Origin of the sequence: Ensifer adhaerens, from assembly GCF_020035535.1 — a bacterium.
GTDB lineage: Bacteria > Pseudomonadota > Alphaproteobacteria > Rhizobiales > Rhizobiaceae > Ensifer.
In genome coordinates, this window is record NZ_CP083349.1 from 1,295,521 (window position 1) to 1,309,386 (window position 13,866).

Annotated in this window: 13 protein-coding genes; 12 read left to right on the top strand and 1 reads right to left on the bottom strand. The window is 61.0% G+C overall.

Annotated elements, in window-relative coordinates; all coding sequences use genetic code 11:
* Window positions 1-108 precede the first annotated feature (108 nt).
* The 12 genes from tsf to lpxB all read left to right on the top strand — a co-directional run bounded on the left by tsf (window position 109) and on the right by lpxB (window position 12,371).
* Entirely contained in the window at window positions 109-1,032 is a 924-nt protein-coding gene (gene tsf, locus LAC81_RS06365) for a translation elongation factor Ts (protein WP_113537649.1), read from the top strand.
* A 193-nt stretch (window positions 1,033-1,225) separates the two neighbouring features.
* On the top strand, window positions 1,226-1,948 hold the full coding sequence (gene pyrH / locus LAC81_RS06370; RefSeq protein WP_223727133.1) for a UMP kinase: 723 nt from the start codon (window positions 1,226-1,228) through the stop codon (window positions 1,946-1,948).
* A gap of 54 nt (window positions 1,949-2,002) precedes the next feature.
* On the top strand, window positions 2,003-2,563 hold the full coding sequence (gene frr, locus LAC81_RS06375) for a ribosome recycling factor (RefSeq protein WP_113537648.1): 561 nt from the start codon (window positions 2,003-2,005) through the stop codon (window positions 2,561-2,563).
* A gap of 37 nt (window positions 2,564-2,600) precedes the next feature.
* The gene (locus LAC81_RS06380) at window positions 2,601-3,344 is read left to right on the top strand and encodes an isoprenyl transferase (RefSeq protein WP_113537647.1); all 744 of its coding nucleotides are present in this window, start codon (window positions 2,601-2,603) and stop codon (window positions 3,342-3,344) included.
* Entirely contained in the window at window positions 3,344-4,177 is an 834-nt protein-coding gene (locus tag LAC81_RS06385) for a phosphatidate cytidylyltransferase (protein ID WP_223727134.1), read from the top strand. Before LAC81_RS06380 ends, LAC81_RS06385 begins: the two co-directional genes overlap by 1 nt.
* 29 nt (window positions 4,178-4,206) lie before the next feature.
* The gene (gene rseP, locus LAC81_RS06390) at window positions 4,207-5,340 is read left to right on the top strand and encodes an RIP metalloprotease RseP (protein ID WP_223727135.1); all 1,134 of its coding nucleotides are present in this window, start codon (window positions 4,207-4,209) and stop codon (window positions 5,338-5,340) included.
* Window positions 5,341-5,589: 249 nt separating this feature from the next.
* Window positions 5,590-7,923, top strand: coding sequence for an outer membrane protein assembly factor BamA (gene bamA, locus LAC81_RS06395; RefSeq protein ID WP_223727136.1), 2,334 nt, complete (start codon window positions 5,590-5,592; stop codon window positions 7,921-7,923).
* Window positions 7,924-7,969: 46 nt separating this feature from the next.
* Window positions 7,970-9,037, top strand: coding sequence for a UDP-3-O-(3-hydroxymyristoyl)glucosamine N-acyltransferase (gene lpxD, locus LAC81_RS06400; RefSeq protein WP_223727137.1), 1,068 nt, complete (start codon window positions 7,970-7,972; stop codon window positions 9,035-9,037).
* Window positions 9,030-9,494 carry a 3-hydroxyacyl-ACP dehydratase FabZ gene (gene fabZ, locus LAC81_RS06405; RefSeq protein ID WP_034796695.1) on the top strand — a complete coding sequence of 155 codons (465 nt, stop codon included), beginning with the start codon at window positions 9,030-9,032 and terminating at the stop codon, window positions 9,492-9,494. Before lpxD ends, fabZ begins: the two co-directional genes overlap by 8 nt.
* 2 nt (window positions 9,495-9,496) lie before the next feature.
* Entirely contained in the window at window positions 9,497-10,306 is an 810-nt protein-coding gene (gene lpxA / locus LAC81_RS06410; RefSeq protein WP_419195805.1) for an acyl-ACP--UDP-N-acetylglucosamine O-acyltransferase, read from the top strand.
* A 5-nt stretch (window positions 10,307-10,311) separates the two neighbouring features.
* Window positions 10,312-11,199 carry an LpxI family protein gene (locus LAC81_RS06415; protein ID WP_223727138.1) on the top strand — a complete coding sequence of 296 codons (888 nt, stop codon included), beginning with the start codon at window positions 10,312-10,314 and terminating at the stop codon, window positions 11,197-11,199.
* Complete coding sequence (gene lpxB / locus LAC81_RS06420) at window positions 11,196-12,371, top strand: lipid-A-disaccharide synthase (protein WP_223727139.1); 1,176 nt, start codon at window positions 11,196-11,198, stop codon at window positions 12,369-12,371. The genes LAC81_RS06415 and lpxB overlap by 4 nt, the downstream gene beginning before the upstream one ends.
* Before the next feature lie 193 nt (window positions 12,372-12,564).
* On the opposite strand, the gene gltA is transcribed toward lpxB, so the two are convergent.
* On the bottom strand, window positions 12,565-13,854 hold the full coding sequence (gene gltA, locus LAC81_RS06425) for a citrate synthase (RefSeq protein WP_057255779.1): 1,290 nt from the start codon (window positions 13,852-13,854) through the stop codon (window positions 12,565-12,567).
* Between the last annotated feature and the right edge of the window lie 12 nt (window positions 13,855-13,866).

Sequence of the window (13,866 nt, forward strand, 5' to 3'; positions counted from 1 at the left end):
GGCGCGTTCATCACGGTGTCACATACGCAAGCCATTTCCCTGCCACACCTCCTGGTACCGCGCCACTTGCGGGCAGCGCGCCAGCCAAACAGACAAAGAGGCAATAAGATGAGTGTAACTGCAGCAATGGTGAAGGAACTGCGCGAAAAGACCGGCGCAGGCATGATGGATTGCAAGAAGGCGCTCGCCGAAACCAACGGCGACATGGAAGCTGCGATCGACTGGCTGCGCGCCAAGGGCATCGCCAAGGCCGACAAGAAGTCGGGCCGCACGGCTGCTGAAGGCCTCATCGGTATTGTCAGCGGTGGCGTCAAGGCTGTTGTCGTCGAAATCAACTCCGAGACCGACTTCGTTGCCCGTAACGAAGCCTTCCAGGAGCTCGTTCGCGGCGTTGCCAACGTTGCGCTCGGCACCGACGGTTCTGTCGAAGCCATTGCCAACGCCAACTACCCGGCAACCGGCAAGTCGGTCGACGAGACGATCAAGGACGCGATTGCTACCATCGGCGAGAACATGACGCTGCGCCGCGCAGCTCTGCTCAAGGTCGAAGACGGCGTCGTTGCCACCTACATCCACAACGCTGCCGGCGACGGCATCGGCAAGCTCGGCGTTCTCGTCGCGCTGAAGTCGGTTGGCGATAAGGAAGTTCTGTTCTCGGTCGGTCGCCAGATCGCCATGCACATCGCTGCCACCAACCCGCTCGCCATTCGCGCTGACGAAGTTGACGCAGCTGTCGCCGAGCGCGAACGCAACGTCTTCATCGAACAGTCGCGCGCCTCGGGCAAGCCGGACAACATCATCGAAAAGATGGTTGAAGGCCGCATGCGCAAGTTCTTCGAAGAAGTCGCCCTGCTGTCGCAGGCCTTCGTCATGAACCCGGAAATCACTGTCGGTCAGGCTGTCAAGGATGCTGAAAAGCTCGCTGGCGCCCCGATCGAAGTGACCGGCATGGCTCGCCTGCTGCTCGGCGAAGGCGTCGAGAAGGAAGAGTCCGACTTCGCCGCAGAAGTTGCGGCCGTCGCCAAGGGCTGATTTCTTCACCCATATTGGGAAAACCTCAGGGCATCGCGTGACAACGCGGTGCCCTTCGTGTATCGGGCTTCGTCAATGCGCCGGACCCGCTGGAATCTACTTCGCAGCGGTTGAAACCGGGGAGCGCAATATGTCCTTATGCGCTGTGCGCCGTCGTTGTGCGCACGCGCAACCGATCTGATCAGGAGCGATGATGCCGGCCGAACCAATCTACAAGCGTGTTCTCCTCAAAGCCTCTGGTGAAGCCCTGATGGGAAGCCAAGGCTTCGGTATCGACGTAGCGGTCGCCGACCGCATCGCAGCCGACATTGCCGAAGCGCGCGCCATGGGCGTCGAAGTCGGCGTCGTCGTCGGTGGCGGCAACATCTTCCGCGGTGTCGCCGTGGCCTCAAAGGGTGGAGATCGGGTCACCGGCGACCACATGGGCATGCTGGCAACCGTCATCAACGCGCTGGCGCTTGCCACCTCCTTGCGCAAGCTTGACATCGATACGGTCGTGCTTTCGGCAATCGCGATGCCGGAGATCTGCGAAAGCTTTTCGCAGCGCGCGACGCTCCATCACCTGTCGCTCGGGCGCGTGGTGATTTTTGCCGGCGGCACCGGCAACCCGTTCTTCACGACCGATTCCGCAGCCGCTCTGCGCGCGGCCGAAATGGGCGCACAGGCGATCTTCAAGGGCACGCAGGTCGACGGCATCTATTCTGCCGATCCGAAGAAGGATCCGACCGCAACCCGCTTCGATCGCCTGACCCACAGCGAGGTTCTTGAAAAGGGCCTGGCCGTCATGGATGTTGCCGCCGTTGCGCTTGCACGCGAAAATGCCATTCCGATTGTCGTCTTCTCGATCCACGAAAAGGGCGGCTTCACAGAGATATTGACTGGCGGTGGTCGGGCTACCATCGTCACAGACAACTAAGAACGCCGCAGAACGGCCCTCGGGCCGGCGAATGATAGAACGGGAGTTTCGACCATGAGTGAAGGTGTTGAACTGAAGGAACTGAAGCGTCGCATGGACGGCGCCATTTCCGCATTCAAGAGCGATATCGCGTCGCTTCGTACCGGCCGCGCGTCGGCGAACGTTCTCGATCCGGTGACCGTTGAAGCCTACGGCTCGCGTGTGCCCCTCAATCAGGTCGCCAACATCACGGTTCCCGAGCCGCGCATGCTTTCCGTTTCGGTATGGGACAAGCAGATGGTTGGCGCCGTCGATCGCGGCATCCGCGAATCGAACCTCGGCCTCAATCCGATCATCGACGGTCAGAACCTGCGCATTCCGCTGCCCGAGCTCAACGAGGAGCGCCGCAAGTCGCTGGTCAAGGTCGCCCACGACTATGCGGAAAAAGCCAAGGTTGCAGTGCGCCACGTGCGCCGTGACGGTATGGATGACCTGAAAAAAGCCGAAAAGGATGGCGACATCGGTCAGGATATCAGCCGTTCTCAGTCCGAGCGCGTGCAAAAGATGACCGACGAAACGATTTCCGAGATCGACCGCTTGCTCGTCGAGAAGGAAAAGGAAATCATGCAGGTCTGATCTGCTCGTGATCTGAGTCTCCTTTCGCGGACGCCTTATGCAAAACCTCATCTCCACGACCGTTCCGGAACATGTTGCCATCATCATGGATGGCAACGGACGTTGGGCGAACGCGCGTGGGCTACCGCGTACCATGGGGCATCGCAAGGGCGTCGAGACCGTTCGCGACACCGTCAAGACGGCCGCCCAGTTGGGTATTCGCTATCTCACGCTCTTTGCGTTCTCTTCTGAAAACTGGAGCCGGCCGGAGCCGGAGGTGAGCGACCTCATGGGGTTGCTCAAGACCTTCATCCGCCGGGATCTTGCCGACCTGCACCGCGAGAACGTCCGCATCCGCGTCATCGGCGATCGGTCGAACCTGCGTGGCGATGTTCTGCCGCTGCTGATAGAGGCCGAGGAAACGACACGGGCGAACACCGGAATTACCCTTGTGATCGCATTCAACTATGGTGCGCGCGACGAGCTGAGCCGGGCAATGCGTCGACTTGCAGTCGATGTCGCCGAAGGGCGATTGCGCCCTGAGGACATCAACCAGGAACGTATTGCGGCGACGCTCGACACATCTGACATCCCCGATCCGGACTTGATCATCCGTACGAGCGGCGAAGAGCGTCTGTCGAATTTCCTGCTCTGGCAGGGCGCCTATTCCGAACTGATCTTCGTTCCCGAGCTGTGGCCGGATTTCACGCGCGAGACTTTCCTGGCGGCGCTCGAGAAGTATGCGTGCCGGGAACGTCGCTTTGGCGGCCTGGCTGAGCCGACGCGGGCGGTTGGTTCCTGATGCAGACTGAACTTAAGCTTCGCATCGCTTCGGGAGTGGTGCTCGCGGCGGTTGCTCTCGCTGCGACCTGGTTCGGCGGTCTCGCTTTCCAGTTTCTTTCAGTCCTGATCGCGCTTCTCGTCTACTACGAATGGTCGACGATCACCGGCCTTGTTGAACGCGATTTCCAGGGCAATGCCTTCGGCTGGCTCTCGATGGCGGTGATCGCGGCTCTCGTCGTTTCCGGATACATCGGTTACAGCCTCCCGTTCCTGGCGTTCGGCGTCGGTGCGGCGATGCTGTGGGTTTTTGTTCAAAAGACAAGCTGGTGGCTGCCAGGGGGCATTGCCTATGCGGGCCTCACCGGCATATCGCTGGCAGCGCTTCGTGGTGCCGATGATCTCGGACTGATCGCGACGCTGTTCGTCTTCGCAGTGGTCTGGGCAACCGACATCTTCGCCTACTTTACCGGCCGTGCGATCGGTGGCCCCAAGCTTGCGCCGCGCATATCGCCCGGCAAAACATGGTCCGGCGCCATCGGTGGTACGATTTGCGGCATCCTCGCCGGTGTTGCCGTTTTTATGGCTTATTTTTCGCTGCAAGATCTTCGGATCCCGATCATTGCCCTGGTGCTTTCGGTCGCCAGCCAGGTTGGGGACTTGTTCGAGTCCTTCATCAAGCGGCGCTTTGGCGTAAAGGATTCGAGCCGTCTCATTCCGGGGCACGGCGGTGTCATGGATCGGGTCGACGGTTTGATATTTGCCTGCGTCGCGGCGTTGATTCTGGTCATGATTCAGTATTTCGTCAGCGATGGGCGCCAGATCGCCTTCGGTTCGGTCCTGCTTGGCCCTTGATGCCGTCCGCAGGGACTTGAGGAACGTTCATGACATATCTCCTTGATGCCTTTCAGCTTCTGACCGGCTACATCATTCCTTTCCTCGTCGTGCTGACCTTGCTGGTCTTCGTGCACGAGATGGGGCACTACCTCGTCGGTCGCTGGTCGGGAATACGTATCCTGGCCTTTTCGATCGGTTTCGGTCCCGAGCTTTGCGGCTGGACCGATCGGCACGGTACTCGCTGGAAACTGTCGGCGATCCCGCTTGGCGGCTACGTCAAATTCTTTGGCGACGAAGATGCGGCGAGCGTGCCGGACCACAAGCGTCTGGAGGCAATCGCGCCGGAAGAGCGTGGCAAGACCTTCCTCGGCGCCAAGCTCTGGAAGCGGGCGGCTACGGTTGCTGCCGGGCCGATCGCCAACTTTATCCTTGCCGTTGCCATCTTCGCGGTTCTGTTCTCGGTCTACGGACGTCAGGTCGCCGATCCGGTGGTTGCACGCGTGAACGAAAACAGCGCGGCGGCACAGGCGGGCGTTGTTCCGGGCGACCGCCTGATCTCGATCGATGGCGAGCCGGTGACAACCTTCGACGACGTTCGCCGTTATGTCAGCGTGCGGCCTGAGCTGAAAATCACGATTCGAATCGAACGTGGCGGCGCGATCCTCGAGTTGCCGATGGTGCCGCAGCGGACGGAGCTCACCGATCAGTTCGGCAACAAGATGGAGATCGGCGTCATCGGCATCCTGACCGACCAGGAAGCCGGCAATTTCCGCACGGTCACCTATGGTCCGGTCGAGGCCGTGGGGCAGGGCGTATTGCAGAGCTGGCACGTGATTACGGGCACGTTCGATTATCTTGGCAACGTACTGACCGGGCGGATGAAGGCGGACCAGATCGGCGGTCCAATCCGCGTGGCGAAGGTCTCGGGCCAGATGGCTGCGCTCGGCATTCCATTCCTGCTGAATATCGCTGCGATCCTGTCAGTTTCCATAGGATTGCTTAACCTCATGCCCGTACCGGTGCTTGATGGCGGTCATCTGATGTTCTATGCGGTTGAGGCGTTGCGCGGGAAGCCGGTCGGCCCTGCCGCGCAGGATGTCGCCTATCGGATCGGCTTTGCCATGGTGCTGATGCTCATGGTCTTTGCCACCTGGAACGACATATCGATGTTCTTCGGCTAGCGTTCGGTCGGGGAAACGGCGAGGGGAATTCGGCGGATACTGTGAACGATTGGTTTTCAACGGCTTGCGAAGAAAGGTTTTGTTTACGATAACTCGAGGCTGTAGTGGCCGTTAAGCCACGGTTCGAATTGAAGTAAACAGAAATTAACGAGCTGGCTTGCTTGTATGGGAAAAGCGGTTAAAACGGCAACCGTGACCGGAGTCGGCACGAAATTGCCGCGCGACGTTTGGAAAAGGTAAGATTTGAACATGAAAGCTGGTTCAAGGTTTTTGAACGCGGTGTCGGCGGCTGCGCTGTCAACAAGCATTGTTGTTTCCGGCGCTGGTGTTGGGTTGCTCGCAGGCACGTCTGTCGCAGAAGCTGCGGTCATCAATCGTGTCGAAGTGCGCGGGGCAACGCGCGTCAGCGCTGAGACGGTTCGCGCGAACATCACGATCGTTCCGGGCAAGGCCTTCAGCAACAGCGACATCGACGCTTCCGTGAAGCGCCTCTATGCTACCGGCTACTTCTCAGACGTCAGCATCAATATCGCTGGCGGTACGCTCGTCGTAAGCGTGAGCGAGAACCAGCTGGTCAACCAGGTCGTCTTCAACGGCAACCGCAAGATCAAGGACGACAAGCTGCAGGGCGTCGTTCGCACGCAGCCGCTCGGTCCGTACAGCGAAGCAACGGTCGAATCCGATATTCAGTCCATCAAGGACGCCTATGCCGCCATCGGTCGTAGCGACATCACGGTGACGACCCAGGTCGTCCCGGTTGCCGAAGGGCGTGTCAACCTTGCCTTCGTGATCAATGAAGGTGAGCGCACCAAGATTTCGCAGATCAACTTCGTTGGCAACGAGGCCTATAGCGACGGTCGCCTTCAGTCGGTCATCGCGACGAAGGAATCGGGCATCTTCTCGTTCATTACGCGCAAGGACGTCTATAACCCGGACAAGCTTCGCGCCGATGAAGAGCTGCTGCGCCAGTTCTACTACAACCGCGGTTATGCGGACTTCCAGGTCGTTTCTTCGGACGCGACGCTCAACGAGGCGACCAACGAGTACACGGTGACGATCACCGTCGAAGAAGGTCCACGTTATGACTTCGGTTCGGTCAATGTCGAATCGACGGTCGAGGGCGTTAATGCCGAAGAGCTGAAGGGGCTCGTGCTGAGCCGCGAAGGTTCGGTCTATAAGGCCAAGGACGTTCAGGCGACGATGAGCGAGATTTCGAAGCGTGTCGCTTCGGCCGGTTATCCCTTTGCGCGCGTAACGCCGCGCGGTAACCGCGACCTCGCCAATCACACGATCGCGGTCGACTACCTCGTCGACCAGGGCGAGCGTGCCTACGTCGAGCGCATCGAGATTCGCGGCAACACCCGCACGCGTGACTACGTTATCCGTCGCGAATTCGACATGGGTGAAGGCGACGCCTTCAACCAGGAAATGGTCGCCCGTGCCAAGCGTCGCCTCGAAGCTCTCGGCTACTTCTCCGCCGTCAATATCTCGACTGCGCCGGGCAGTGCTGCCGACCGCGTCGTCGTCATCGTCGACGTGCAGGATCAGTCGACCGGTTCGTTCGGTATCGGTGCTGGTTACTCGGCCGGTAGCGGCGGCGGCTTCCTCGTCGAAGCTTCGATCGAAGAAAAGAACTTCCTGGGTCGTGGCCAGTATATCCGCGTTGCCGCCGGTCGCGGTGACGAGAGCCGGACCTACAACGTCTCGTTCACCGAGCCGTACTTCCTTGGCTATCGTCTGGCCGCCGGCTTTGACGTCTTCAAGAACGAGAACGACTTCGACGACGACAACTACAGCTACGAAGATCAGGGCTTCAGCCTGCGCGTAACGGCGCCGATCACCGAAAACCTGTCGACCACGCTGCGTTACAACTTCACGCAGTTCGACTATAGCGGTAACGTCGCGAAGCTGTCGTCGCCTTACGTTCGCGCGGTTGAGGGTGGCAACTGGGTCCGTTCGTCGGTCTCGCAGTCGATCACCTACAACACGCTCGACGATGCCCAGCTGCCGCATGACGGCATCCTGGCGACCTTCACGCACGAGTTTGCAGGCCTTGGTGGCGACTCCGACTTCTACAAGATGACCGGTAAGGCCAAGTGGTACTACACGGTCAACGACGAGGCGGACATCATCGCGTCGCTCGGTGGTAGCGCCGGTCATGTCTTCGAAACCGGTAGTGATCTGCAGGTCTTCGACCAATTCCAGCTTGGTTCCAACGATATCCGTGGCTTCGAACGTAACGGTATCGGCCCGCGCGACAAGGCTACGGGCGATGCGCTCGGCGGCACGACCTACTTCACGGCTTCGGCTGAAGCGACGTTCCCGCTTCCGGGCATTCCGCGTGACAGCGGCTTCCGTGGTGCGGTCTTCGCCGATGCCGGTACGCTCTACAGCAGCAAGGTGACGATGGCTCCGGGCGAAACGGTACAGGGCAACGACTCGTCTCTGCGCGCCTCGGTCGGTGTTGGCTTGATCTGGGCTTCGCCGTTCGGTCCGCTGCGTGTCGACTACGCCTGGCCGGTTGCCAAGGAAGATTTCGACCGGGTACAGAACTTGAAGTTCGGTATTTCCTCGTCGTTCTGATAAGAAGCAGTCCAGAACTGCCAGAAAAGATCGTTCTGGAGTGTCCATGGAACAGAACTGGTTTTTTCCGCCCCATGATGGGATTCGCCTGGGTGACCTGGCGGATCATATTGGGGCGGAGTTGAATGATGGTGCGGTCGCTGATCGTGCCATCAAATCTGTAGCGCCGGTCTATCGGGCCAAGCCTGGCGACGTTTGCTACATGCTGTCTCGCAAGAGCCGTGCGGAGCTTGATACGTGTCAGGCGTCCGCGATCATCTGCGACAAGACGATTTCCAGCCTGGTGCCTGCGCATATCCCCGTGCTGTTGACAGCTCGGCCGCACACTGCCTTTGCACTTGCCGGCACGTTGTTGCACGAGATTGCGATGCGGCCCGCGCGCAACACCAGCCTTAGCGGCGTGTCGCCTGGTGCCTTCGTGGATCCGACGGCACGTCTTGAAGGCGACGTCGAAATCGAGCCGATGGCGGTCGTGGGAGCCGGTGCGGAAATCGGAAGCGGTACCCGCATTGCCGCTGGCGCCGTTATCGGGCCGGGCGTGCGCATCGGCCGTGATTGCACGATTGCCGCGGGCGCTAGCGTGCTCTGCGCTCTCGTCGGCAACAGCGTGATCATTCACCCCGGCGCCCGTATCGGCCAGGATGGGTTCGGCTACGCGCCGGGGCCGAAGGGGGGAATGATCAAGATCGTTCAGGTCGGACGCGTGATCATTCAGGATCATGTGGAAATCGGCGCGAATACGACGATCGATCGTGGCACCATGGACGACACGGTGATCGGCGAGGGCACCAAGATCGACAATCTCGTTCAGATCGGTCACAACGTCCGCATCGGTCGCTATTGCGGCATTGTCAGTGGGGTCGGCATTGCCGGTAGCACGAAGATCGGCGATGGCGTCATGATTGGCGGCGGCAGCGGCGTCAACGGCCACATCACGGTCGGTGATGGCGTCCAGATCGCCGCCATGAGTGGCGTGGCGGCCGATGTTCCCGCCGGCGAGCGGTACGGTGGTATTCCGGCGCGCCCGATGCGTGATTTCCTGCGCGACGTCGCGGAAATGGCCATGCGGGCAGAGGAAAGACAAAAAAAGAAGAAGGGCGGCGCGAATGAGTGAAGCAGCAACGGTTCTCGGTACGGCGGATATTCAGGAAATCCTGAAACTGCTGCCCCATCGCTACCCATTTCTGCTCGTCGATCGCATCATTGAGATCGACGGCGACAATTCGGCGATCGGCATCAAAAACGTTTCGGCGAACGAGCCGCATTTCACCGGTCACTTCCCCGAGCAGCCGATCATGCCGGGCGTTCTGCTCGTCGAGGGCATGGCACAGACAGCCGGCGCGATCTGTGCCCGCAAGGTCGGAACCGGCACGAACCTGGTCTATTTCATGACCATCGACAATGCCCGTTTCCGCAAGCCGGTCGTGCCCGGCGATCGCGTCGAATTCCATGTCGTGAAGCAGAAGCAGCGCGGCAATATCTGGAAATTTCACTGTGATGCAAAAGTTGACGGGCAACTGGTCGCAGAAGCTGATATCGGCGCGATGATCGTCAGCAAGGAAGACGCCTGAACATGATTGCAGCAACAGCGAAGATTCACCCGTCCTCGGTTATCGAAGACGGCGCTGTAATCGGCGAAAACGTCAAGATTGGTCCATTTTGCCACGTAGGGCCGAAAGTCGTTCTCGGCGATGATATCGAGCTTCACAGTCATGTCGTGGTCACCGGCCGCACGACGATCGGCAAGGGAACCAAGGTTTTTCCGCAGGCCGTCATCGGCGCCGATTCGCAGAGTGTTCATCACAGCGCCGTCGATACCGAATTGCTGATTGGCACGAACTGCACGATCCGCGAAGGTGTGACGATGAATACGGGCACCGTCGAGCATGGCGGGCAGACAGTCGTCGGCAATAACAATCTCTTCCTGGCCTATTCGCATGTGGCGCATGATTGCCGCCTCGGCGATCACATCATCCTGTCGAACAACGTGATGCTGGCGGGCCATGTCACGGTCGAGGACCGCGCCATTCTTGGCGGCGGCTGCGCCGTGCATCAGTTTACCCGTGTCGGCCGTCAGGCGTTCGTCGGCGGCCTGTCGGCCGTCAGCTACGATGTCATCCCGTACGGCATGCTCAACGGCAATCCAGGCATCCTCAGCGGCCTGAACGTCGTCGGCATGACGAGAGCCGGGATCGACCGCGCCACGATCCACGTCGTTCGCCGCGCCTACAAGCAGATCTTCGAAGGCCCGGAGTCGATCCGTGCCAATGCGGCGGCGATTCGCGAAGAATATGCGGACTGCGCGCCGGTCGTGGAAATCCTCGATTTCATCGCGGCCGAAAGCGACCGGGCACTATCCTCGCCGTCTCGCGGCAAGGCGTGAGGGTGATGTCGGCTGCTGCGGGCCACGCAGCGACCGGCGGCCGGCTTGCAATCATTGCTGGCGGTGGCGCGCTGCCGCATCACGTGGCCGAAGCCGTCAGGGCGCGCGGCGAAGATCCTTTCATTATCGCGTTGTCGCGTGAGGCGGAAGAAGCCGATTGGGTCGGCTTCGATCATTCCGTCCTCGGGATCGGTGACTTCGCCAATATCAGCCGTACCTTCAAGGAAGAGGGGATTGACCGCGTCGTTCTGTCGGGCTGGGTTCGCCGCCGGCCAGAATGGCGTGACATTCGCCCAACGTTAAGAACGCTCGCAAAGATCCCGGCTGTTCTGAAGACGCTGGTCTCCGGTGGAGACGACGCCGTCCTGCGCATGGCTATGGCCCTGATCGAAGCAAGCGGCGCCCACGTGATCGGCGTCCATGAAGTGGTGCCCAATCTCCTGGCAGATCCAGGCCCGATTGGTGCGGTCGCACCCGATGCAGACGACCGCCGCGACATAGAGGCGGGTATCGCCGCCGCCAACGCGCTCGGCGCGCTCGATGTGGGGCAGGGTGCTGTAGCCGTCGGCGGACGTGTGGTGGCGCTGGAGGGTGCCGAAGGCACCGACGCCATGCTGGAGCGTGTCGTCGCGTTGAAGGCGGAAGGGCGTGTCTCATCTCGCCGGCGGGGCGTTCTCGTCAAGCTTTGCAAACCCGGTCAGGATCTTCGCGCCGACCTGCCGTCGATCGGGCCGTCGACCGTCGCGCTTGCAGAAAGGGCCGGCCTGGCCGGCATCGCGGTCGAGGCGGGCAGGGCTCTGGTGCTGGAACGTGCCGACGTGATCGAGGTCGCCAATCGCGCCGGCCTGTTTGTTGCCGGGGTGGAGCGCTCGGCCAAGGGAGCCGAACGATGAGCGCACCGAGCTACAAGCTCGCAGTCATTGCGGGCGAAGTTTCCGGCGATCTCCTGGGTGCCGATCTCGTCCGGGCACTTCGGGCGCAAAGCGGCAGCACGATCGAGCTCGTCGGCGTCGGCGGCGAAGCGCTGGAGGCCGAGGGTCTCCGGTCGTTGTTCGATTATTCCGAGCTATCGATCATGGGATTCACCCAGGTGCTGGCGCGCCTTCCGAAACTGATCATGCGCATACGCCAGACAGCGAAGGCGATCATCGCCGCGCGCCCCGATGCGCTTCTGATCATCGACAGCCCGGACTTTACCCACCGCGTGGCGCGGAAGGTCCGTGCGGCGCTGCCGGATGTGCCAGTGATCAACTACGTCTGTCCGAGCGTCTGGGCCTGGAAGCCGGAGCGGGCGCCGCGCATGCGCGCCTACGTCGATCACGTGCTCGCCGTCTTGCCTTTCGAGCCGGAGGCGATGGAGCGGCTGCAAGGCCCCCCGACCACTTATGTCGGCCATCGCCTTGCAAGCGACGCCAATGTGCTCGCCGTTCGCGTAAGCCGCCAGCCGCGCCTTGCGGGCGCCAAGGACGGGCGTGTTGCGACATGCCTTCTATTGCCGGGCTCGCGCTCCAGCGAGGTCGGTCGCCTGCTGCCGATCTTCCGCGCGACAGTCGAGGAACTCGAAGCCCGCCATCCGGGCATTCGCTTCCTGCTTCCGACCGTCCCGCGCCAGGAGAAGCTGGTGCGGGAAATTACCGCATCCTGGACGATCCAGCCGGAAATCTCGGTCGGTGCGGCCGACAAATGGGCGGCTTTCGATCGAGCTGATGCGGCGATTGCTGCTTCGGGTACGGTCATTCTGGAACTCGCTTTGGCTGGCGTGCCTGTGGTTTCAACCTATGCGCCGGATTTCCTGGTGAAGTTCCTGCACAAGCGCATCCGCATCTGGAGTGGCGCACTGCCGAACCTGATCGCGGATTTCCCGATCGTCCCGGAATATTTCGGCGAATCGATCCGCCCCGGCGCGTTGACGCGCTGGATGGAGCGGCTTTCGGGCGCAACGGCGCAGCGGGCCTCGATGCTCGACGGTTACGCGCTGGTGCAACAGCGCATGGCGACCGATCATCCGCCGGGCGAGATGGCGGCCGAAATCGTTCTCGGCTATCTCAATAAGAGCAAGCCGTAAGACTTACGCCCGAGCGCGCGATTGCCTCAACGCTTCACTGAAGACGAACCTGGCGCACAGCGTGCGCTCGGGTGGTTGTGTTGCTGCTATTACAAAAATGGCCACAACCGGTACGAAACGTCGATCCTACCCTGCAAAAACAAAAGCCCGGTCATCGCTGACCGGGCTTTGTTGTCTCTGCTGATTGTCAGTCTTAGCGCTTGGAGACCGGCACGTAGTCGCGCTGCGGAGCGCCGACATAGAGCTGGCGCGGACGACCGATGCGCTGTTCCGGATCTTCGATCATCTCGTTCCACTGGGCGATCCAGCCGACAGTGCGGGCGAGCGCGAAGAGAACGGTGAACATGGTGGTGGGGAAGCCGAGAGCCTTCAGCGTAATGCCGGAGTAGAAGTCGATGTTCGGGTAGAGCTTCTTCTCGATGAAGTACTCGTCGGTGAGCGCGATGCGTTCGAGTTCCATCGCCACTTCGAGGAGCGGATCGTCTTTGTGGCCGAGCTCGGCGAGCACTTCATGCGTGGTCTTCTGCATGATCTTGGCGCGCGGATCGTAGTTCTTGTAGACGCGGTGACCGAAGCCCATCAGGCGGAACGGGTCATTCTTGTCCTTGGCGCGGGCGATGAATTCCGGAATACGGTCGGCCGTGCCGATTTCGGCAAGCATGTTGAGCGCCGCTTCGTTTGCACCGCCGTGGGCGGGGCCCCAGAGGCAGGCGATGCCGGCCGCGATGCAGGCGAACGGGTTGGCACCCGACGAGCCGGCAAGGCGAACGGTCGAGGTCGAAGCGTTCTGCTCGTGGTCGGCGTGCAGGATGAAGATACGGTCCATGGCGCGCGACAGAACCGGGTTGACGACATATTCTTCGCAGGGAACGGCGAAGCACATGCGCAGGAAGTTCGAGGCGTAGTCGAGGTCGTTCTTCGGGTAAACGAAGGGCTGGCCGATGTGGTACTTGTAGGCCATCGCCGCAATCGTCGGCATCTTGGCGATCATGCGCAGCGACGCAACCATGCGCTGGTGCGGATCGGTGATGTCGGTCGAGTCGTGATAGAAGGCCGAAAGCGCGCCGACGCAGCCGCACATGACGGCCATCGGGTGTGCGTCGCGACGGAAGCCGGTGAAGAAGCGCGACATCTGCTCGTGCACCATGGTGTGGTGGGTGACGCGATAGTCGAAGTCGGCCTTCTGTGCCTTCGTCGGCAGTTCGCCGTAGAGCAGCAGATAGCAGACTTCCAGGAAGTCGCCGTGCTCGGCGAGCTGTTCGATCGGATAGCCGCGGTGGAGCAGCACGCCTTCGTCGCCGTCGATATAGGTGATCTTCGATTCGCACGACGCCGTGGACGTGAAGCCCGGGTCGTAGGTGAACATCTTCGTCTGCTTGTAGAGCGAGCCGATGTCCACGACGTCAGGGCCGATGGACCCCGATCGCACCGGAAGATCCGCAGACTTTCCATCGAGTGTTACAACCGCGGTTTTTTCAGTCATCGGACCCTCCGT